The organism is Alloscardovia omnicolens DSM 21503 (assembly GCF_000420505.1).
Taxonomy (GTDB): domain Bacteria; phylum Actinomycetota; class Actinomycetes; order Actinomycetales; family Bifidobacteriaceae; genus Alloscardovia; species Alloscardovia omnicolens.
Genome location: NZ_ATVB01000020.1, coordinates 1 through 21,158, shown reverse-complemented (window position 1 = coordinate 21,158; position 21,158 = coordinate 1). Strand labels below are relative to the sequence as shown.

Genomic DNA, 21,158 nt, shown 5'->3' with positions numbered 1-21,158 from the left:
GTAGCCTAAGCATGATTCTTCTGTTTTAGTCCAGCATGAAGCTGTTGAAAGAACGAGCTTTGAGAGTAACGCTAAAGCCCTGCTCTGGCTTGTCTGGATGTGCGAAAGTGAAAGGCATATCCTGATTCAAAGCATTCTGAGCAATAACGGCAATTGTTCCGTCTGGATTCTCAAAAGCAATAGCCATGGAATTAAAATGACCTGTGCTTCCTAGCACGCGAGCGCCGGGCTTGACGAACTTAGAGAAGTGCTTCATCACGTAATATTCAGGATTGCGCGTAATCTCACCTGTTTTTGAATCTACCGAATACAAGGAGTTTTGCATCCAACCCCAGGTAGATACCACCTCGGTGAGCACCATATTCCAATACGTGTAGGTAGTGGCACCGTTACGGAAGTAATGGTTCATCAGATGGAAGATATATTCTGCATAATCCCATGCGTTCTCGCCGTTACCGCATTCAGATTCAGTCTGGAAAATTTCCATCTCTGGCCACGAGCTGTGTGTACGCTGAATAGCTGCACGTCCTGCCCACTGGTAGCCCAAGCCCTTAATATATTTGCGAGCTTCGTCATCGAAGAGAATATTATCTACCCAACGGTTGTAGTTATCCATGCGCATGCCGTAACCTACGCCTGTAAATGCCATATCTTCTGGACCGTTCAAGGTTCCTAAGCAAATATCAGCATCAATACCTTCGCGTTCGAAGGTTGGCCCCAGATAATCGCGCACAAATACCTTCATATCTTCGCTGTTATAGAGGCAGCTTGGGAACTTTTGGTCAGCAAAAACCTCGTTTTGCGGGAAAATATGGGTTACTTTAATGCCATGAGCTTCGTAAGCGCGCACATATTTAACGAAGTAGTTTGCATATGCTTGCAGATTTTCTGGGGTCATTACTAAACGACCGAAATTATAGACCTTTGGGAACTTCATCCATGTTGGAGGAGACCATGGGCTGGTAAAAAGCTTGAGATCTGGCTGATATTTTTGAGCGCGCTGAATATATGGAATCAAAGTTTTTTCGTCGCGTTCAATACTAAAGTTTTCCAGCTCGTAATCGCCGTCTGTTTCGTCATAGCTGTACCAGTCAAGCGAAAAATCATTCGCGCCTACTGGAGCACGGTTAAAAACGAAGTTCATTTCTGATGGATCAAATAGTTCCTTAAATACCTGCTCAGCATCTTCAGGGCTCGCAATCTCAGTCAGCGCTTGATATCCAAGCTCATTAAAGCAGCCGCCAAAACCGCGGATTGCTTGGAACTTGTCGCCGGTTAACTGGAAATCAACAGAGCTGGTAACTGTGGTGTTTTCTACGGGCTGTTCTACAAATTTCTCAGCTTCAGTGGTGGAAACCCATGTAGCCATTTTATGCCTTCCATAAAGCACAAGCGCAGAGCTACAACGCACATACGCTTGTGCACATTACTTATTGATTATTACTTGGTGGAGCGAATCATGTAAATAAACACAACTGCCAGAACAGAGAACGCAATAGCGACGGGGAAGACGAGGTTATAGCCAACCGAAATAACAATAACACCCGTTAAGATTGGCCCAACCATCTGGCCGAGGGTTGTAGCAATATTCAAAATACCCAAGTCCTTACCAGCTTCTTCTGGATTTGGCAGAACATCAATATTCAAAGCCTGGTCTACAGCGCCATATACAGCGTAACCGAAACCTGCCAGAGCAGCGAAACCAAACATAGACCATTCTGTGCGGAATACCCATGGCAGTAAGTAGCCCAAGCCCATGCAGATGGATGCCATAGCTACAGGAAGCTTACGCTTACCAATTTTATCGGAAATATAGCCAGATCCTAAGGAACCAATCAAACCGAAGACCATAATAACAGTGGACATAATTGCAATGGTTTTTGCAGATGCCTCTTTGCTCATGCCAATATGATCTTGAAGAATATAGAGCTGATAGTTCAAAATCATGTAGTAACCGAAAATAATGAAGGTGCGGCCGAGGAATGCGTACCAGAAATCACGAGCCCCCTTGGTTGGAGGAATAAAGGACTTCAGCAAATCACCAAGTCCAGATTCTACTGGTGGCAAATTCGCAGCAGATGGCTCAGTTGGCCAAATGAGCACAGCAGCTAATCCAGATATGCCCATAAGAATACCTGCAACGAGGAAGCCAGGAACCGTCATATTAATAAAGAAGGCAGCAATAATCGTACCCATCGAGGTACCAACTGTTGTACCCAAAGACATAAAGGCAGACATAGTTGCTCGCATATCTTCTGGAACGCGGTCAGATAATGCAGCAATAATTGGCGCAATCATAGCGTTTAAGCCAAACATGCAGACGCAGTACCAGAAACCGATAATCCACGGATTATCGAACATACCTGTGAGGAAGAGCGAGAGACCGCCTACAATGCCACCGCCCAGAATCCAAGGAGTACGGCGGCCAAAACGAGAGCGCGTACGGTCAGAAAGATTTCCAAACAAAAGGTTAGAAATCAAAGAAGCAAAAGCTGTTACAGAATTTAGTACGGTAAAAATAGCAGTAGCTGTCTTTTCATCACCAGCAACATCCTTCAAATGCTGAGGCAAAAGAACAGAAGCAACCAGTGCCAAACCGCCCATCCACAGCAACGCAAAAGCGAAGAACGTGATGTAATAACGCCAACGATCAACTGAGCTCAGTTTCTCCTGTGGCATTGCGACAGTATTTTCACTCATATTATCTCCTTTGATGAGTGTCTCCATTAACTTCAGTATGAGTGTGCATTCTGAACGACACTAACTTTGTGAACGTTCACAACACTTCTTTTATACTACACAAAACTCAAGAACTTTTCATCTCTCCATACGCTCTTGATCCTTGAACAAGTTTACAGACTTTGTTAGTTAAATCAATAGACTAACTATTTCGGCGTGTCGAAAACTTTCGAAAGCTTATGCGAGAAGCTTTGCTTTTCAGCGGTTCTTTCCTTTTAAAGCCGGAACTTTTTTACTTAAAAAGCACTGCCGCACATACCCAATTGCTGTTTGCCGAGGAGTAAAAGATAATACGGTGAACGTTCACATAATGAGCACAAAACTGAGTCTTATCTCACGAATATCTCTGACATGCAGCCAATAAAAACGCAATACAAAGTTCCATAAGCAAAAGAGCATACATACTCGTTACCTCTTACTCTAGCGGAGTGTAATCGTGTATACCTTGCGCAGAAAACCGCTCATCGTCAAGCTTTTATAAGAATTTGCACGCAGTCTAAGATAAACTAAACAGAATAGAGAAAAGTAATCTTACAAGGAAAGAGATATGACCGATTCCAACGGCATCCCATCAACAGAAAATTTGAATTCTGATTCACGAAGCAGTGAAGGCAGTGATTTGAACGAATCTCGGTGGGAGATTCCTGCTTTAGACGGCATTGATTTTCATACATCTCCTTCAGCAACTATTGAAAATACGCAGTCATTAGCACAGCTGAGCGAAGCTACCTCCACTACTATGCGTGCAATTTCAGAGCATTCAGAGCGGAGCCGGCCAAATCAACACAATCAGCAAAACGCTCACGATACCTCGACTGCTGCAACAGATACTTCGGAACCTGATCCTGAATCCACTGCAGCGTTCGATCCGTTAGCTGATGATGCCGATTTGCTTCCTGCCGGCGGCATTCAGCCAGCAGACCAGATGCCTACTATTGCTATCACCTCGCCCAGCAGTGAAAGCGAAACAGCAACAGCTCCTCTTGCTGCAGTTCCTGCTAGTTTCCCAGCTTCTGCAGCTCCTGCAGCGTCGGATGCGCCAACAACTGTAGCTTCACCAATCGAGGTAGGCACACAGACAGAGCTAGCCGATAGTTTGTCTGTATTCGCTGAAGATGAATTAGAAAAGACACAGATTATTACCAACCCTATGTCAGGTCGCCACGCACATGTTACGGAATCTTCTTCGCACAAAGATGCTGACCGCAATACTAAACGTATGCTTATCTGGGGTATCAGCGGCGTTCTAGTCCTCGTTCTTATCGTTGTGCTTGCCGTATTCTTCCGTAATTCTGCTACAGCGCACACTCATGAAGAAGTTCTTAGCTCTTGCCTCGCAAGTCGCAAAGCAGCAGAAGATTCATCAAAGAAGTTACAAGAGGTTATTCAAAAGAATGAATCCGTAGCTAATACGCAGTCATCTGATGTAGACGATACAGCTACTCTTACTCGCGTCAAGAATGCTGTAAGCCAAGCTAAGGCTTCTATTGATAACTTCAATGAGCTCGACAAGTGCGAGGATTCTCTTCCAGACGCTCAACTCACAAAAATCAGCGCACAAGCTGATGATGTGGTAACCAAGCAGAATGATTACACGAATAAAATTACCAAGGCTGCAGCAGCGGTAGAAAAATCTAAGTCTACGAAGTCTGTATCTAATGCGAAAAATGATTTAAGCACCAAGCGTCAAGAAGCACAAAGCTTGTATGATTCCTCTGCAGATAAAGTGACAGATGAAAATACGCGCACAAATTTGAAGAAAGCTATTGAAGCAGCTGACGCGCTTATTTCTCAAAACTCCAAAAACGTAACCAAACAGCAGTACTCATCTGCCGTAGAAACCTTGAACAACACAATGACTGCTGTGCAAAATTCCATGAAGGCTTACGAGCAGGCGGAAGAAGCAAAGCGTAAGGAAGCAGAATCGCGAGCTCAAGGCGTATGTGGTAACTTTGCTGGCACGTATTCAGATGGTTCTACACAATTCACGCTCAACGGTGACTGCTCTATAACCTACGCAGACCATTCTCAAGGTTCACCAAGCTCATGTACTTTTGAGGACGGTTCCACCGGCGCTTGCGCACATGTGGACAATCAAGATAATCCTTCACGTATCACGTGGTCTATGCAGTGCTCAAGTGCGGGAGCATGTCAGAATGCGAACGTCGTGCTTTCAGGTAACGGGGAAAGCGCTAGCATGAATGTTGGTGGACGAACATATTCGAAGCAATAACAGAAACAACGAGACAAGCAATAAGACAACTAATAAGAAATTGCTGAATTGTGAATAATTGCGCAATAGGAGCACCGTACTTCACACCATGAGGCGCGGTGCTCGTCTATTCAGCACGGTGCTCGTCTATTCAGCGCTACGTGTACTGGGACTGCGTAAGACAGCGCGTGCAAGGCAGCGAACAAGAAAAGCACAACAGAAAACTTGCAAAACTACCACAAGAGAAAACGAGAGGGCTACGTATGGCCAATATATCTGAAAAAGCCTCTGGAGCAAACGCTCAGACTGGGGCAAACGCTCAAAGTACGGCGACTGCTCAAACCAAGCAAGCCACTAACACCGAGCCAGCAAATAATCAGGAGCATCTTAAAAAGGGTCTGCAAAACCGTCACATCCAGCTGATTGCTTTGGGTGGCGCAATTGGAACAGGACTGTTCTACGGTTCCGCTGAATCCATTCAGCTAGCTGGTCCTTCTATTCTGCTCACCTACCTGCTTGGCGGCGCACTTATCTTCTTGATTGTGCGAGCACTGGGTGAAATGAGCACCTACGATCCAAAAGCCGGTGCGTTCAGCTACTACGCAAGCCATTACTGGAGTAAGCGCGCTGGTTTTGTAAGTGGTTGGAATTACTGGGCAAACTACCTGCTCGTTTCGATGGTGGAACTGGCTGTTGTTGGTCAGTTCGTGCAATACTGGTTCCCCGCTATTCCTGCTTGGGTGAGCGCTGCCGTCTTTATGGTGCTGATTACCGCTGCGAATATGCTGGGCGTTAAAGCTTTCGGTGAGTTTGAATTCTGGTTTGCCATTATTAAGATTGTGGCTGTTATTGCCATGATTATTGTGGGCATTGCAGTTATTTTTATGGCTATTCCAGGCGCTGATGGTGCTATTCCTGGTCTACATAATCTTGCCAACTTCTTCCCTAACGGTTTCTTTACCGCGCATCACGCGGCAGGTTCGGGCGCAACGGGCGCTGCGGGCGGCGTTACCTACTCAGGCGTACTGATGGCTTTGGTTGTGGTTATGTTCAGCTTTGGCGGCACTGAACTTATCGGTATTACCGCTGGCGAAGCCGAAGATCCTAAGAAGTCCATTCCAAAGGCAACGAACGAAGTTGTATGGCGTATTCTGCTCTTCTATGTGGTGGCGCTCTTCGTTATTATGTGCGTCGTTCCTTGGGATAAGATTGGCGTTCCAAATAAGAACGGTGTTGTGGTGAGCCCGTTCGTTCAAATTTTTGATTCTGTAGGCATTCAGTTCGCAGCCGGACTGCTCAACTTTGTGTGCTTAACTGCAGTTATTAGTGTATATAATTCGGCTCTGTACTCAAACTCGCGTATGCTCTATTCTTTGGCTTTGCAGGGTAACGCTCCTGCTTATTTGAGCAAAACCAATAAGAGAGGCGTTCCTCACTGGGGCGTTCTTACCTCGGCAGCGATTACCGTTATTGCTGTGGTTGTCGTCTTCCTCTGGCCTGAGTTCGCGTTTAACTATCTTATGTCGATTGCTACCTTCTCCGGTATTTTGAACTGGTCATTGATTGCTATTACTCAGATGAAGTTCCGCAAGTTTATTGGCGCTGATGGAGAGAAAGAGCTTACGTTTAAGCTTCCTTTGGCTAAGATTACGCCGTGGATTATTTTGATTGCGATGCTCGCTATTTATGCGCTCATGTGGCTGTCTCCAAGCTACCGCGTCGCCGCTTGGTTAGGACCAATCTGGTGCGTTGTTCTTGTTGTTGCGTACGAGATTACACAGCGTTTTAAGTAGACGTAACACAGGGTGTGTAGGTTATTGATTAACGTACACACCCTTTCTTTGTGTAAGGAGTACAGATGAGTTGGGATGTTATTACAATAATCCTGATTATTGTAGGCATTATTGCCGTTATTGCTCTTGCCTCATACTTCAGCATTCAAAGCCGTCTCGAGCGTAAAGCCGAAGAACGAGCACAGGGTAACGAAATCGACCGTCAGAACGCGCAAGACTTACGTGAAATCGCAAGCCAAATTGAGCGCGGTCGATCCATGTACCCGTAAAATTTACTGCGCTACAGCTGCTGCAGAGGCATCACCGCGAATATTCACTAAAGCCGTATTAAACGCTTCGGTGGTCCAGCTAGCACCAGCTACAGTATCGAGCTTCAAATCTTTGAGCTCTTTGCCCACAATTACGTCTTCAATCTGCTTCACGAAAGCTTTAGAATAACGTTGTGAAATAGCGCTGGTATTCGTTGGAGTTACGGTTACATCGTTAATTGTGCCGTCTCCCAAAGTAAGCGAGACTTCCATCGTGCTGGCCGCATGCTCACCATAATTACCCGTTACAGAATATGTACCATCCGCATACACGCCAGTATCTTCAGACGCGGTAGGGAACTTCATCTCATTGCTCACGTTCTCGCCCGAATTGTTCGACGAGCTCGACGAGTTACTACTCGATTCGCTTTGCGTATCCGCGTTATCTCCTGCGGCAGGAGCCTTCGCTGAGCAGCCTGCTAACAGCACACCAGCAGCTACCACACCAATACTCGCTAAAGCAAGTTCTTTCTTCACCATAACCTTACGTAACTCCCTACTCAAAATGCGTGCGGTCAATCGTATCCTTTGCCGATTTCGTCGGATCGACAAAATCACCGGCTTCGCTGGCCGCCACAGAAGAATCAGACGCAGCTAAAGCCTCAAAATCAGCCTGAGCAACCGCATCGTTCCACTTCTCTCCCACCAGTTTACCGTGGTTGAGCATAATCTCGCGCTGCGCCTGACCGGCCACCGTCGAATCGTGCGTAACCACAATAATCGTGGTGCCCTGTTCGTGCAGGTTCTTAAACAGATCCAAAACAATCTGCTCATTAGCCTCATCGAGGTTACCGGTCGGCTCATCAGCAAGAATAATTTCCGGACAGTTAATCAAAGCGCGAGCAATGCACACACGCTGCTGTTCGCCACCGGAAAGCTCTCGCGGCAAGTGATGTGCGCGGTCTTCCAAACCAACCTGACGCAGCGCATCCATCGCCTGCTTCTCATCGACAACCGAATGATAATACTGAGCAGCCATCACGTTCTCTACAGCCGTTAAATGCTGAACGAGGTAAAACTTTTGGAACACCAAACCGACAACGTTTTTGCGCACCTGAGCCAGCTCGCGCTCACGCAAGTGCTCAACGTTATTGCCTTGCAGACGAACCTCGCCCTTACTTGGCGTATCGAGGCAGCCGATAATATTCATTAACGTGGTCTTACCCGAACCTGACGAGCCCACGATCGAGAGCCACTGACCGCGCGGAACGGTCAAATTAATATCGTCTAAAGCATGCAAATCGCCATAAATTTTCGAGACATGGTCTAAATGCAATAAAACATCCGTCATTTTCTTCACCTTACTCTTCTCTACTCTTCTCGCAAGACCACAGCCGGATTAATGTGCGAGGCTTTGCGCACCGGAAGAATCGAAGCAATAACCGCGATAAGCGCCGCAACCGCAACGCACGCGAGCATAAGCCACACGTTCGGAAGCGCGGAACGGTCGAATACCGCTTGAATAAGCACAACGGCCACGCCCGCACCAATCAGCACGCCCGCAATACCGCCGGCCACGCCATACAACGCGGACTCCACATAGAATTCGCGCGCAATCGAAGTATTCGACGCTCCCAATGCTTTGCGCAAACCAATTTCGTTGCGACGCTGAGACACAATCGAAGTCATGGTAGTCGATACGCCCACGAGGGTGAGCGCCACAATAACAATGGAAATAATCCAAAACAGCGTGGTAAGCATGGTAATAATGCTCGCGTTCGCCGTCGAAATCTTGCTGACCGCTTGAGCAGTAACGTTCATCGAGGTCATGTTATTAATGCTGTTCACGAGCTTGGTTAAGTCCGCACCACTGGCTTGCGATGAGTATTCGATAACGTCCGCACCGCGCTTTTCGCCGGTGAGCTGCTCGAGCGTATCGAGCGTGCTGTACACCATCGAATCCTCGCGACCACCTGTGCTCACAATGCCTACAATGCGCATGCGCGTACCGTCTGTATCGAGGATAGTGCCGTTAGCCGTATTCTTCTCGATAGCGCCCACGGTTATGCTCTGCCCCACGTGCACGCTCAGTTTGTCGGCAACATCAGTTCCCAAGAGCACCTCGTTCGTGTGCGCTGGCCAGGCTCCGGTTATATCCCAGAACTTGTTCATCGCTTTCACTTCAGCCGGATCGATGCCAGCCATCTGATACGAAGCCGAGTTAATGCGCACTGTATCGTAGCGGTAGGTTGCATGGATTTCGTCGAAACCGGTGGCTCGCATCATTCCGGTGGTATGGTCCACCATCATCTGCTGGATACCGTTTTCCGTTTTACCGGTTTGATTGCTCGTCACCACTAAGTTCGCGCCGTACGTGCGCATTTCCTCGGTCATTTGGGCAGGAACAACAATACAGACCATAACAAGCACGAAAAGTGTAGCCGCTCCCACAGCAGAAGCAATGACTGCCATAAGCGCGCGTGAACGACGGCGGAAAACAGCACCGCGAATCATCGTCCAGAACATGGCTCGCCGAGCGCGATCTTGCTTCTTTACATCGTCTAAACTAAATTCTTTTTTATCTTCCATGGAGAACCTCTGCTGGCTTCAAATTCAAAATCGAACGTAATGCAGACACCGACGCCACCAGCACAGTCAATGCCAAGAGCACTGCCACCAACACAAACACCATCGGACGCATAACAATACCCGCACTAAACACCACGCGCCCAATGCCTTGAGCCACCAGAGTGCCGAGTCCGGCTCCCACCACAGCGCCGAGTAAGCAGATAGACGCGGTTTCTGCGAGAATAAATCGCATAACCTCACTATTGGTTGCACCAATCGCCTTACGCAGAGCGATTTCGCTCGAGCGCTCAGCCGTAGCAGCGGCCATCAAATTGGCCACCGCAATAGCCGCCGCGATTAAGGTTAAAGCAGTCATCACGATCATAATCGCTTGCGTCTTTTGCATAACATTGCCCTGCAAAGCCGCAATCTGACGCACTTGCTTGGCCACAGCTCCTGGCATAACCTCTTCAATCTGGTAGGCAATAGAGCTTACATATGCCGTGCAATACCATGTATCCCACTCGGTCTGCGACACCGAAGCTGGAGACTTTTCTACCTTGCGCGCCAAGTCGTTTTCTGGGGTGGTCAGGGCCTTCACTTCCACATAGTTCACGCTATCGGGCAGATTCGTTACCTCTTGCAGAACCGATGTGGACGTAAAAATGGCTTTATCGTCGTCATCGCTGGAATGGAAAATGCCTACGACTTGCACGATATGCTCGCGGCCGTCGTTACCTTCGCTGCCCTCCCGACTTAACGTAAGCGCATCGCCGATTTTTACCCCATGAGCGGCGGCAAAAGTCGACCCCACCATGGCTTCACTCGACCCATCGTTAGCCCACTTGCCGTCCACGCTCCACCAGGAGCGCATGCCCTTAAGCCCCACAACAGTTTTTTCGCCTGTTGGCAGGTCGAGAGTTTTGTGGAACCATGTGCCCACCACCGGCACTTTCTCAACTGCAACCGAGCCAACACCAACGCTCACATGCTGATTCAACTGCGGCGCAAAATTCAAAATATTGTACGCCCAGAAAATCGTCTTCATATTAGGCAAATCCGATTCCTTCAAAAAGCGCGTCGGATCTGTTGGCGACGAACTTGGCGTCGAAGTAGAGCTCGACGAATACAATTCACTCAAAACAGCATCAGACTGCGGGCGCACCGTAATATTCGAACCGTAGGTCGATAATTCATCGTTGAGCTTATCTCCCACATCAAAAACGACGCCGAGCATAGCCGTCGACACTGTGGCAGCCAGCAGAACAGTCAAGCCCATAAGTAAGCGTTTGCGCAGTTCTTGGGTGAGCGAGCGAGCTATCATGCGGACAAAAAACATGCCAATCTCCCTCCCTAACGCTTAAAGTACGAGCTCATAGCGTCCAAATCCGCCGCCTTCACGGTAAGCGTGGAGCCATCATTCTCGAAGTTGAGCGGAACCGGATTGCAGCCGCCCTTAAAACCAATGGTGGCAATATTCATAGCCACACCGCATTCTTTGCAAATAATCTTGCCGTCTTTTTCGTAATAACCGGCGTCACCACAGCTATCGCAGGCATCGAGCACAACGACAACCGAGCCCGCGCCCTTTTTAATCGCCAAGAAATACATGGTCGTACCGTCCGCGGCCTGGTACTTAAAGCGGTGCAGATGACCGTCATCGACCTGCGACACCTTAATCGAGGCCACGCCGTTGGACAGCGAGTATTTTTCTGGCTCCGCAAGTTTGATTTCCTGCTTCGTTGCGGCCACACCGTAAGTAAGAGCTGCTGATACCGCGCATACCGCGAGCAGCGAGAACGCGACGGCCGTGTAAGCGTGACGCTTAAACTTGCGGTGAGAGCGTACGATAGCCATCGTCTCGCCTGTTTTCGCGCGACGCCACCCGGCAATAACCGTAGCGATAATCGGAAGAATAAACACCGCCGCCTGAGCAATCACAATGCTCATACCATGGTTGAGCCCCCACGCTAAAGCGCTAAACAGCACGCGGTTTAAGCGGATTGTGCGCGTGCTAAACAAAATCTGAAGCAAATCAATGCAGTGCTGAGCGCCAATGCACACAATTAAAGCGGCGGCGGTTACAGCGAAAATGCGCGGCGAAATGCTGCTCTTCATCGAGGAGAAAATCGCGGCAATCACAATGCTGGCCGCAATGCCCAACGCAAAACCGAGCGCACGCAGCAGCATATCGGAGGTAAAGATCGATTCTCCGGTTTCTACGAAATTCGTGACGTTTAAGATAACGTCAGGGAAAGCACGGAAGTACAGGAAAGCAAGGCTGAGGCCGAACAGGATGTTTATGCCATCGATGGCGCGCGGGTTACAAGCTTTTTGCATCTTCCACACAGAAGATACAGCCAGATACACGCACACGGCGATGCACAACGCATCCAGCACCACACAGGCTACCAAAGTTGGGTAGTTGACCATTGTGCGCTGCGTAATAATGCTCGTGCCACGCAACGTTGCGAACACCACAGCGCCCACCAAACCGAGTACTACGCCGCCGATGCGCGCAAAACGCGAACGTCGACGATACTCGACGTCGAAAGGCTTGCATACGGCGCTATAAACCATGGTGAGCAGAATAGGACCTAAAGATCCAGGAAAAGCGTGAACAAATTGTTCGAGCATTATGCCTTCTTCACGAAAATGTGGGAAAGCACTCGCCGCTGGAAAACCTCTCAACAGGATCCAAGCGGCAAGTACTTACAACGAATTCAGATACTCTGAATTACTGAATTACCACTGCATTGGAGTGTAATCCCAATCGAAGCTTGCTTCGAGAGGAGTGGTCCAGAACTTGCCCTTTACACCGGTTTCCTTATCCACGTGCAAGGCCCAACCCTTCTCAGCTGGAGAAGCAATGCTCAGCTTAACAGTGTAAGAGCCAGCTTTATCAAGCTTTACGTTTGCACCGTAGTGAGGGCCATCATCTGCATTCATCTGCATGAAAGTACCGGAGGTTGCAGTTTCCTTGGTCTCCTTGTTAATGATTTCGTAGGATACAGTCAAATCTGGAACGAAGTCACCCTTTGCGTAACCGAGGTTGTTGTCCTTGAGGGCGTGAATATCTGCTTCGAGGTGGAAGCTTGCTTCTGCTGCAGACAAGCCCATACCTGCTGGCTCCATGTCTACTGGCTGGAAGTACACCATAGCCACGTTGAGTGGGCCAACTTCCTGGTCCTCGCCAATTGGGAACTCTTCGAAGCCTGCACCATCGCTGGTGGAATCGGACTTGTTATCGCTCTTCGTGCTGGAGCTGGAGCTGTGGTCGTGGGAAGCAGAGGAGCTGCCTGCGTTGTTGCCACATGCTGCCAAGCCGAGGGTTCCTGCCAGAACCAGAGCCAAAGCTGCTGCTAAACGAGATTTCTTCATTTTCTTCTCTCTTTCGTGTTCTTTGTGTTTGTCGCCGAAGCGTTTTGCTTTTACACAGTCCATACGAGTGGAATTTTAGTTTTGAGCTGCGGCGCGAAGCTGTGCAGCTCGCTTGCGTCGAATAGTCGACACAATGTACAGCGCAATAACAATGATTGCCATCACAATTTGGAATACAACGGTTTGTACGTATGGATACAAGCCGAGGAAGTCGTTGGTTGGCCAGGAGGCCATGTAGATGCCATCGAAAACGTCTGCCTCAATGAGTTCGTGCAGACCCGAGCCAGCGAAAATAACCACGAGCACGGAAACCAAAATGGACATAACATTAAAGAATTGCTTGTATGGAATCTTTACCGAGGTAAAGCGAATAATCAGGAAGATAACCACCAGGGCAATGGTTGCGGTCAGCGCACCCCACCACACAGGTATGTGATTTTCCGCAGTATCCATAGCCAGCAAAGCTTCATAAAAAATAACGGTTTCGGCACCTTCACGGAATACAGCCAAGAACGACAAAATAGCCAGAGACATAACCGAACCATTGGAAATGCTTTGCTTCGTCTTCTCGTCTACGTACGCGCTCCACGCTTCATGGTCTGTCTTGCTCAACATCCAGTTGCTCGTGTAGAGCAGCATAACCATAGCAATCAGCGCGGTAACACCTTCGAAGACTTCCTGATGCGAACCGGCAGCCTTAAAAATAGAGGTGAGCAGAGCCGCCATAATTGCCGATGCAATCAAACCGCCCACAACGCCTAAGTAAATGTACTTAAGCATGCGCTTGTAGCCCTGCTTGGCGAGGTACGCGATAACCGCGGCGACCACGAGAATAGCTTCGAGGCCTTCGCGCAGCAGAATAATAAACGCCTGACCGAAGGAGGAGGTAACGAAGGATACGAACGGATTTACCTTCGCGGCAGCACCCTCATCGAGAACCTTCGCATCGGTAACGATCATCGACTTAAGAGTTTGCACATTGCGCTTAATCTCAGCTTCCGACTTGCCACCCACCATAGATTTGCGAGTTTCCTTAAACTGATTTTCCACTTCCGATACGCGAGCGCCCGAAATTGCGCTCATCACAGTTTTCTCGAAACCGAGCTTTTCGTAGTGCTGATAGTAGGCTTCGTTCACCAGCGCAGCACCCTTGCGACCATCGTCGCCGGTGGTGGCTACTGTTTGCGCTTTATCCAAGATCGCGGTCATTTCTACCGCAACATCGGACCATGTGCGCGAGCCGCGACCGGTATTTTTGCGTACTTTCGCTGCGTCAAGCTTTTTGCGCTCTTCAGCGATTTTTTTGGCGCGCTCGGCAGCAAAATCGCGAGGATTTGCCAGCTGAGCATTCGCATCCAGCGCCGCCGCCAGGCTTGCAATCTGCACTTGTACAGCGCTTACGCGACTAGGAATCTCGGCCTGCTTCGCTCTGTTATACACGTCTGTGGTCAGCGCTATCAGTTCGCTTTTCACGCTTTGCGCGGTCGTCGCGTCTGCATATTGCCCGGCCACCACAGTCATGTTGGAGGCTACATAATCCACATTGTAAGCACGCTGGAAAGCTGATGCTGCGCTGGTCGAATCGCCAGCGTTAAGCGATTCCACACCCGCATTCAAATCTGTGGAAATAAGCTCAGCCACTGCAGTCCAGCTGTCCTTATCGGAACTGTTTTCGGCTGCAACGGCCGTATCGAGCGCAAAAAATTGCCCTGCGCCCGCTGTTGCGTGCGTAGGGAGAGTTGTTGGGAGTACAAGAGAAGCCATAAACAGCATAGCCATAACCATCATGACCGCTGCCGCCATACATACCCGCTTTACGCGATCGAATGCATGTTGGAATGTCACTTCTCTCACCTCTCCAGTAGCGATTTTCTCTACCCTTCAGAACTAAAGCGTAAAACAATTTCGCTAAAAGTAAAGAGTTTTGTAAAAATATCCCTGATTTTGGTATAGCATGCGCGTGTTTGCTGGGTTATGGTGAAGATATGAGTTTGGTTCTTGATTTCCCGCACGCACTCGGTTCTGGTTTGATTATGTCCAGCGACCGCGATTTAAGTTCCGCACGCTCTGATTGCGCTGCGCTTATCTCGGATTTTGACCATGCTTTGTCTCGTTTTCGCTCGGATAGCTTGCTCAGCTCTCTGACCGGTTCTGCTCGCCGCGTTGAGTTTCCGTTGTTCTGCGCGCCGCTTTTCGATCTGTATGATCTTATGTTCGCCGCCACCTCTGGCCGATTTACACCCACTATCGCTGATTCTTTGCTACGTATGGGCTACGGTCATGTCTACGGTTGGCTGGGCGATGAGCCGGTTGTGTGGGGGCGTGACGTGTGGCGCAACGATGGAGAGCCGAACGTATTGTATAGCTCACGCCCTGTTCATCTGGATTTTGGAGCCGCAGGTAAAGGCTATCTTGTCGATTTATTACACATGATTGTTGGCGATGATTGCATGATTAACGCGGCTGGAGATATTTTTATGTCGAGCGGCGGCACGGTCGCTCTCGAGAACCCATGGAATGTCGAGCAGGCTGTAGGCATTGTGCGCGTGCCTCACAACGCAGCCGTGTGTGCATCCTCCCCTGCTCGTCGCCATTGGACGGCGCTCAATACCGCGCAGGAAGTGCACCATATTGTGGATGCCACTACCAGTGAAAACCCGCACGATGTTGCCGCTATCTGGACTCTCGTGCGCGCTGCCGATACACAATTGCCTACGGCATGGGCCGATGCGTTAAGTACTGCCCTGTTTTTCTGTGACCCCAACAGCCTGCTCCTGCCGAGTATTCCACGCTTCGAATTCACGCGATTGCTGAGCACAAAAAACGCCCAGCAGTCAAAAAACTGGCCGGGCGAATTTTTCGTTAAGTAACAGTAAGCTTAGGCTTTCTTCTCTTTGATGTAGCAGTACGTACCGAAAGCTGCAAGCCAGACGAGGCCAGCCACCGCAGGAATAATTCATCTTCATTGATACCTCCCGTATTTACCTGTTCAAGAACGTCATCATATTCATTCATAGCTTCATCGATGTCAGATTCTATAATTCGTGAGCTCAGGGGTGAAGTATTATGCGAATCTTGTTCCTGAAAAGTGGGCATAGAAGTTCTAATCGGTATCAGAAAGCTTGTCATTAAGAATGACTGGTACTATAGCTGGACGTAGAACGTTCACAAAGACTCTCCTTCGTGTCTTTTCACTATAAATAGTAACCTAGAGACAGGAGGAACGAACCGCACATGACCGAAAAACGCGCAAAAATTGGTGTCATAATACTAGCTATGATTATCATTGTCACCACATCTTGGTATCTGCATCCTTCATTTGTCTGGACGACATCGCAATCACATAATTTTTCACGATTCCAGTTATTCACTCTTGAGTACAAACTCAGAGCAGAAAATTTCATATCGCTAGCTAACACTAAAACGATATATGCCAAATACGATGAATACTCAACACAATTCTACATTGATACCGCTATTCTCGTTAGCCGCTACGATGGTGAAGGCTCATATTGTGTTCAAGGAGATAAACTATATGCCGCCTACAAGAAATATGGTCGCAAGAATATCGCAATGGTGGATATGCGCTTGGTATCACCAGACGGGGAAATTCATTATCAGACATTGTATTATGCGTGGCGTTGGGGCGTTTGGATACTCTTTGACTCTGGGTTCTAAATCAAGCACTTATAGTTATGCGGGACAGCACCAGTAACCCGCAAGCGCACTCGGCTACAATATTTATACACAACAATCTTTAAGAACTCCGCTGTTGTGCAGCTTATAGCTAATAATGGGTGGCTATGCATAACCACCCATTATCAATGTTTTAATGTTCCTTGTTCATATGGCAATATATTCCAAAAATCAGGAGCCATATAATACCAGCAACCGCAGGAATAATACGTTCTGACGACAAGAACAGCGATACATAAATGCACACGTAGAAAATAATGCCAATCACATCGAAGAAGCGGTAGCCGCGCAAAATAAAGCCGTCCGTACTAAACTGTGGGCTCTGGCGATACTTATAGTGTGCAACCAAGGTGAGAATGTAAATAAAAATAATCACCGCACTCGAAGCCGAGGAGAAGAGCGTAAACGCGGACTTAATCGCTGGAATAACGCTGACCACTGGCGAGAGCAAAATAAGCACTGACGAACCGATAATCGCGCGAGCTGGAACTTTCGTCTCGGAAATCTCATCGAGCTTCAAGCGAGACAGCAGGCTATCGGCCGGGGCGTCCTCAGCCAACTGGAAGAGGTGACGTCCTGCCGAGTACAACAGCGAGTTAAGCGCAGAACTTGCAGCCGTAATCACCACGAAGAAGACGAGGCCTGCAGCCCAATCTAAACCGGCGTAGCGGAAGACCATAATAAACGGCGACGCGTAATTTCCTTGCGTGTCCGGCATAAAGGTCTGCCACGGCACAATGCACATAATGGCCACCAAAGCGCCCACGTAGAAAATCAAAATGCGGTAAACCAGCTGATTAATAGCTTTCGGCAAAATCTCGCGCGGATTCTCTGTTTCCGAGACGGTTACGCCCACGAACTCAATCATTTCGTATGCGAAGAACACCATAGGGAAAGCCATAAAGAAGCTGGCCCAGCCGTGCGGTGCGAAGGAGAAGCCCTCCACCATGTTCATAAAGCTGGCATGACCTGCCGGCGTGGTAACGCCGTTAATCGTCTGCTCCGGATAACTAAAGTTGACGACCAACATAGCTGCCGCGGTTAAAATCAAACCGACGATCAGCGCGATCTTAATCATCGCGAACCAAAACTCCGCTTCACCGAAAACCTTCACAGCAATCAGGTTGACGCTGGTGAGCACAACGAGGAAAATAATCTCAATCAACCATTTGTACGCGGATAAATCGATGCCGAAGGTACCGAAAAAGCTCACGCAGTACGTGGAGACGGCGGCAATCTCGGTCATGCCAATCAAAATAAGAACAATCCAGTATGACCATCCCGCGAAACGTCCCCATGCTGGGCTCACGTAGCGCCCGATAAAATTAATAAAGGTGTGCTGGCTCGGATCGCGGTACATCAGCTCACCAATCGCGCGCATCAGGATGTACATAAACAGGCCAACGGCAATGTATACGAAAACGATTGACGGACCGGTTAGGCCAATAGATTCACCCGAACCGAGGAACAAACCGGTGCCTATAGCGCCGCCCATCGCAATAAACTGCACGTGACGGTTTTTGAGGCCGCGCTCCATCTGATTATTTTTATCGAGATGATCGACGGTCTTTAAATTATTTTTACTCGTATTGTCTGCAGAGTCAGTCATACAAGCCTTTCTTTTCTCTCTAAACCGAAAACCATTGTAACCTAGCAGTGTCACTAGCGGTTTAACGAAGGATACTTATGAATAAAATCTCCATGCGTCGCGCACAGCCGAGCGATGTTTCTGCCCTGATGGATTTGCTTCGTCAGGTGAACGAGGTGCATTTTCGCGGCCGTCCGGATCTGTTTCGTCGCGCCACCAAATACAGTGCGGACGATGTTTCTGCCACGATGTCGGACGATGATCGCCCGATTTTTGTGGCCACTGATGGTTCGCGCGTGCTCGCTCATATCTTCTGCCAGGTACGCGATTATCGTCCGAACCCGCTGCTGCAGGACATTAAGACCCTGTACATCGATGATGTATGCGTCAGCGATACCACGCGAGGCATGGGGATTGGGCGTATTGCTATGGATTGGATTTTTGATTGGGCGCGCAGTGAGGGCTTTTATAATGTGACGCTCGGCGTGTGGGAATGCAATCCAGGAGCTCGTGCGTTTTATGAGGCTGTGGGCATGCAGGTGCAGGAAACCGTGATGGAGAAAATCCTGCGGTAAGAATTAAGGGAAGTGCTCTTGTGAGCACTTCCCTTTTTAGTCTTTAAGCGGCTAGATTAGTCCTGCACCTGGGTGCGAGCAATCTTACCGTTGAAGGACTGACCTTCATCAGCATCTGCAACGCCCTCGCTGTTCCAAGAGAACATTGCACGAAGCTTTGGACCAACAGTTTCAATACGAACGTTGGAGTACTTCTCCTGCAGTTCCTTGAAGTGTGGTGCGCCTGCATCCTGATCATCAATGAACTCCTTAGCGAAGGAGCCATCCTGAATGCGCTTCAAGTGGTACTGCATGCGCTCACGGCAGGACTCGTCTACAACAGTGTTGGTGTAGTCACCGTACTGAGCGGTGTCGGAGCAAGACCAGCGAGCCTTGTTCAAGCCACCTTCGTTCATGAGGTCTACGAGCATCTTCAACTCGTGGCATACCTCGAAGTATGCGATTTCTGGCTGGTAGCCAGCATCAGTAAGAACTTCGAAGCCCATTTCTACGAGCTTGTTTACGCCACCCATAAGAACGTTCTGCTCACCGAAGAGATCGGTTTCAGTTTCTTCCTTGAAGGTGGTCTTAATTGCGCCTGCACGCAAAGCACCGATACCTGCGGAGTATGCAAGGGTAATATCCCAAGCATCGCCGTGTGGATCCTGCTCAACTGCTACAACTACTGGCACGCCACGACCTTCGGTGTACTGACGGCGGACAATGTGGCCAGGACCCTTTGGAGCAACCATGAATACTGGATGATCCTCAGATGGCTTGATGTAGCCGTAATGAATGTTAAAGCCGTGTGCGAAAGCAATTGCAGCGCCTGGCTTCAAGTTTGGCTCAATGTCGTTTGCCCAAATGGTGCGCTGGTACTGATCTGGAGCCAGAATCATAACGATGTCTGCTTCTGCAGTTGCATCTGCAACAGACTTCACTTCGAGGCCCTGTTCCTTTGCGAATTCTACAGACTTAGAATTTGGGCGAAGACCAACTACTACGTCTACGCCGGAATCGCGCAAGTTGAGTGCGTGTGCGTGACCCTGGGAACCGTAACCAATGATTGCTACCTTCTTGCCATCGAGAACTGAAGGGTTAGCATCCTTTTCATACCAAATTTGTGCTGCCATATGGCGCTCCTTTAAAATACTGCTTTTTGCTGTTATGCATAGTTGTGTAGACGCAGGATTTTGTCCCAACTCTTCGCTCAATCTTACTGATGACTCGTGATTTCACCGCATCGTGTACCAATATGTGGCTGATTTGTGGCTGAATATTTTTGGAGGGCGGACTTTGAGGTGTGGGCTGTGAGGTTAGGCTTGGGCTCTGCGCTGTAGCTCGTACAGCAGTTGGCTAGCTATTCTTGGTAAAGCTTTTACCACGAGTGATTTTTGGCTCCACACGACTGTAACGCGTAACACTACTGATAGCTGTAACAGTTAAAGCTATCAGTTCGCTTCAATCAAGTGCGAAAAGCTTGATTTTACGTGCTTTCTCAGTAAGGCATATAAGGGCGCACTACTGTAACGTGTACAGATGAGGTTGAACTATATTAGGTAAAGCCTTTACCACGGCTAATTACACCCCCTCAAATTGCTTTAACGCGTAGCGCTAACGATAGCAGTCATAGATACAGCGCTAAGCTTCACACAAAAACGCAATATCAAAAGCTACCACAAAGTGCACGTTCACAAACAGCCATTTTCCACGCCATCGTCATCCAACTATTGAATTACGATACATTGAATCATGATTCATTTAATCGTGATTCAATAACGGCGTGAGCTGTAATCGCTGAAACCGTTAACCTTTCATGAGCGGGGGTATTCTATGTTTCTCGGTCGCCTCGAGCCTGTAGCGGTTATGCATTGAAATCGGCTTGTAGCCGCTCCATCAGGGGGGGGGAACGATGCGTATAGCGGCGTTCTTCGTTTGTCGGAGAACGCCGGCGATTCGACGCAGCGACGCCATGGCGGATTGCCTTTGTCCATCGTTAAGGGACTCAGCCGACAATCTTTCTTGGATGACATCTGCGATCCGGGCGACCACGATATCTCAGTTTGTCTCGCTGATTCCGGCCTGGAACAGTGAATTTCCCGCACGGTCAATGACATCCGTCTCGTCGGCTCCGTTACCAGATACGGAAGCCTCGTATTGGGATGAACAGATTCCCGGCGACTGACGTTCGGCACCCGTGCTGGTCGAACCGGATGACGGCAAAGTCTATTCCGGATACCAATTTCGAATAGATGCGTTCGTAGACGACCGTGACTTGCTTGACGGATGGTCAGAGAATCCACGAGTTAATGGAGTCGAGCCATTCAGACGATTTCGGTGGCGTATGCCTGCCATGTGGAAGACATGGCGATGCCTGTC

At 48.8% G+C, this 21,158-nt stretch carries 18 protein-coding genes; 6 read left to right on the top strand and 12 right to left on the bottom strand.

The window, feature by feature from the left end:
* Window positions 1-25: 25 nt before the first annotated feature.
* Together G464_RS0107380 and G464_RS0107375 are read right to left on the bottom strand one after the other, a co-directional pair.
* Window positions 26-1,369 (bottom strand): glycoside hydrolase family 30 protein, encoded by a 1,344-nt coding sequence (locus G464_RS0107380; protein WP_022857333.1) that lies wholly within the window; start codon window positions 1,367-1,369, stop codon window positions 26-28.
* A 71-nt stretch (window positions 1,370-1,440) separates the two neighbouring features.
* The gene (locus G464_RS0107375; protein ID WP_022857332.1) at window positions 1,441-2,700 is read right to left on the bottom strand and encodes an MFS transporter; all 1,260 of its coding nucleotides are present in this window, start codon (window positions 2,698-2,700) and stop codon (window positions 1,441-1,443) included.
* 586 nt (window positions 2,701-3,286) lie between these two features.
* Between G464_RS0107375 and G464_RS0107370 the strand changes: the two genes are divergently transcribed.
* The 3 genes from G464_RS0107370 to G464_RS0107360 all read left to right on the top strand — a co-directional run bounded on the left by G464_RS0107370 (window position 3,287) and on the right by G464_RS0107360 (window position 7,013).
* The gene (locus tag G464_RS0107370) at window positions 3,287-4,972 is read left to right on the top strand and encodes a hypothetical protein (RefSeq protein ID WP_022857331.1); all 1,686 of its coding nucleotides are present in this window, start codon (window positions 3,287-3,289) and stop codon (window positions 4,970-4,972) included.
* A gap of 242 nt (window positions 4,973-5,214) precedes the next feature.
* Entirely contained in the window at window positions 5,215-6,744 is a 1,530-nt protein-coding gene (locus G464_RS09400; RefSeq protein WP_022857330.1) for an amino acid permease, read from the top strand.
* A 65-nt stretch (window positions 6,745-6,809) separates the two neighbouring features.
* Window positions 6,810-7,013 (top strand): hypothetical protein, encoded by a 204-nt coding sequence (locus G464_RS0107360; RefSeq protein WP_022857329.1) that lies wholly within the window; start codon window positions 6,810-6,812, stop codon window positions 7,011-7,013.
* A gap of 3 nt (window positions 7,014-7,016) precedes the next feature.
* Here G464_RS0107360 and G464_RS0107355 read toward each other — a convergent pair whose 3' ends face one another.
* The 7 genes from G464_RS0107355 to G464_RS09395 form a co-directional block, all read right to left on the bottom strand.
* Complete coding sequence (locus G464_RS0107355; protein WP_022857328.1) at window positions 7,017-7,532, bottom strand: FMN-binding protein; 516 nt, start codon at window positions 7,530-7,532, stop codon at window positions 7,017-7,019.
* Between the two features lie 16 nt (window positions 7,533-7,548).
* Window positions 7,549-8,343, bottom strand: a complete 795-nt coding sequence (locus tag G464_RS0107350; RefSeq protein WP_021617489.1) for an ABC transporter ATP-binding protein — start codon at window positions 8,341-8,343, stop codon at window positions 7,549-7,551.
* 20 nt (window positions 8,344-8,363) lie between these two features.
* Window positions 8,364-9,518 (bottom strand): ABC transporter permease, encoded by a 1,155-nt coding sequence (locus G464_RS0107345; protein ID WP_026472688.1) that lies wholly within the window; start codon window positions 9,516-9,518, stop codon window positions 8,364-8,366.
* 52 nt (window positions 9,519-9,570) lie between these two features.
* The gene (locus tag G464_RS0107340; RefSeq protein WP_022857326.1) at window positions 9,571-10,899 is read right to left on the bottom strand and encodes an ABC transporter permease; all 1,329 of its coding nucleotides are present in this window, start codon (window positions 10,897-10,899) and stop codon (window positions 9,571-9,573) included.
* Between the two features lie 14 nt (window positions 10,900-10,913).
* Window positions 10,914-12,197, bottom strand: a complete 1,284-nt coding sequence (locus tag G464_RS0107335; protein ID WP_022857325.1) for a DUF2318 domain-containing protein — start codon at window positions 12,195-12,197, stop codon at window positions 10,914-10,916.
* Between the two features lie 108 nt (window positions 12,198-12,305).
* On the bottom strand, window positions 12,306-12,941 hold the full coding sequence (locus G464_RS0107330) for an iron transporter (RefSeq protein ID WP_022857324.1): 636 nt from the start codon (window positions 12,939-12,941) through the stop codon (window positions 12,306-12,308).
* A gap of 75 nt (window positions 12,942-13,016) precedes the next feature.
* Window positions 13,017-14,786 carry an FTR1 family iron permease gene (locus G464_RS09395; protein ID WP_244264126.1) on the bottom strand — a complete coding sequence of 590 codons (1,770 nt, stop codon included), beginning with the start codon at window positions 14,784-14,786 and terminating at the stop codon, window positions 13,017-13,019.
* A gap of 140 nt (window positions 14,787-14,926) precedes the next feature.
* Here G464_RS09395 and G464_RS0107320 point away from each other — a divergent pair, with 140 nt between their 5' ends.
* Window positions 14,927-15,811 (top strand): FAD:protein FMN transferase, encoded by an 885-nt coding sequence (locus G464_RS0107320; protein ID WP_022857322.1) that lies wholly within the window; start codon window positions 14,927-14,929, stop codon window positions 15,809-15,811.
* Here G464_RS0107320 and G464_RS0107315 read toward each other — a convergent pair.
* On the bottom strand, window positions 15,804-16,037 hold the full coding sequence (locus G464_RS0107315; protein WP_022857321.1) for a hypothetical protein: 234 nt from the start codon (window positions 16,035-16,037) through the stop codon (window positions 15,804-15,806). The two genes, G464_RS0107320 and G464_RS0107315, sit on opposite strands and share 8 nt — an antisense overlap.
* A gap of 138 nt (window positions 16,038-16,175) precedes the next feature.
* Between G464_RS0107315 and G464_RS0107310 the strand changes: the two genes are divergently transcribed.
* A complete protein-coding gene (locus tag G464_RS0107310) occupies window positions 16,176-16,619 on the top strand; it encodes a hypothetical protein (protein ID WP_022857320.1) in 444 nt (147 codons plus the stop codon).
* Window positions 16,620-16,770: 151 nt separating this feature from the next.
* Here G464_RS0107310 and G464_RS0107305 read toward each other — a convergent pair whose 3' ends face one another.
* Window positions 16,771-18,246, bottom strand: coding sequence for an amino acid permease (locus G464_RS0107305; protein ID WP_022857319.1), 1,476 nt, complete (start codon window positions 18,244-18,246; stop codon window positions 16,771-16,773).
* Between the two features lie 77 nt (window positions 18,247-18,323).
* Between G464_RS0107305 and G464_RS0107300 the strand changes: the two genes are divergently transcribed.
* A complete protein-coding gene (locus tag G464_RS0107300) occupies window positions 18,324-18,800 on the top strand; it encodes a GNAT family N-acetyltransferase (protein ID WP_022857318.1) in 477 nt (158 codons plus the stop codon).
* A gap of 56 nt (window positions 18,801-18,856) precedes the next feature.
* On the opposite strand, the gene ilvC is transcribed toward G464_RS0107300, so the two are convergent.
* A complete protein-coding gene (gene ilvC, locus G464_RS0107295) occupies window positions 18,857-19,912 on the bottom strand; it encodes a ketol-acid reductoisomerase (RefSeq protein ID WP_021617480.1) in 1,056 nt (351 codons plus the stop codon).
* Window positions 19,913-21,158: the final 1,246 nt, after the last annotated feature.

Coding starts and splice junctions, on each gene's coding strand:
- ilvC (WP_021617480.1), bottom strand. CDS start 19,912: ATGGCAGCACAAATTTGGTATGAAAAGGATGCTAACCCTTCAGTTCTC.
- G464_RS0107360 (WP_022857329.1), top strand. CDS start 6,810: ATGAGTTGGGATGTTATTACAATAATCCTGATTATTGTAGGCATTATT.
- G464_RS0107330 (WP_022857324.1), bottom strand. CDS start 12,941: ATGAAGAAATCTCGTTTAGCAGCAGCTTTGGCTCTGGTTCTGGCAGGA.
- G464_RS0107315 (WP_022857321.1), bottom strand. CDS start 16,037: ATGCCCACTTTTCAGGAACAAGATTCGCATAATACTTCACCCCTGAGC.
- G464_RS0107355 (WP_022857328.1), bottom strand. CDS start 7,532: ATGGTGAAGAAAGAACTTGCTTTAGCGAGTATTGGTGTGGTAGCTGCT.
- G464_RS0107380 (WP_022857333.1), bottom strand. CDS start 1,369: ATGGCTACATGGGTTTCCACCACTGAAGCTGAGAAATTTGTAGAACAG.
- G464_RS0107335 (WP_022857325.1), bottom strand. CDS start 12,197: ATGCTCGAACAATTTGTTCACGCTTTTCCTGGATCTTTAGGTCCTATT.
- G464_RS0107320 (WP_022857322.1), top strand. CDS start 14,927: ATGAGTTTGGTTCTTGATTTCCCGCACGCACTCGGTTCTGGTTTGATT.
- G464_RS09400 (WP_022857330.1), top strand. CDS start 5,215: ATGGCCAATATATCTGAAAAAGCCTCTGGAGCAAACGCTCAGACTGGG.
- G464_RS0107340 (WP_022857326.1), bottom strand. CDS start 10,899: ATGTTTTTTGTCCGCATGATAGCTCGCTCGCTCACCCAAGAACTGCGC.
- G464_RS0107370 (WP_022857331.1), top strand. CDS start 3,287: ATGACCGATTCCAACGGCATCCCATCAACAGAAAATTTGAATTCTGAT.
- G464_RS0107310 (WP_022857320.1), top strand. CDS start 16,176: ATGACCGAAAAACGCGCAAAAATTGGTGTCATAATACTAGCTATGATT.
- G464_RS0107375 (WP_022857332.1), bottom strand. CDS start 2,700: ATGAGTGAAAATACTGTCGCAATGCCACAGGAGAAACTGAGCTCAGTT.
- G464_RS0107305 (WP_022857319.1), bottom strand. CDS start 18,246: ATGACTGACTCTGCAGACAATACGAGTAAAAATAATTTAAAGACCGTC.
- G464_RS0107345 (WP_026472688.1), bottom strand. CDS start 9,518: ATGTTCTGGACGATGATTCGCGGTGCTGTTTTCCGCCGTCGTTCACGC.
- G464_RS0107350 (WP_021617489.1), bottom strand. CDS start 8,343: ATGACGGATGTTTTATTGCATTTAGACCATGTCTCGAAAATTTATGGC.
- G464_RS0107300 (WP_022857318.1), top strand. CDS start 18,324: ATGAATAAAATCTCCATGCGTCGCGCACAGCCGAGCGATGTTTCTGCC.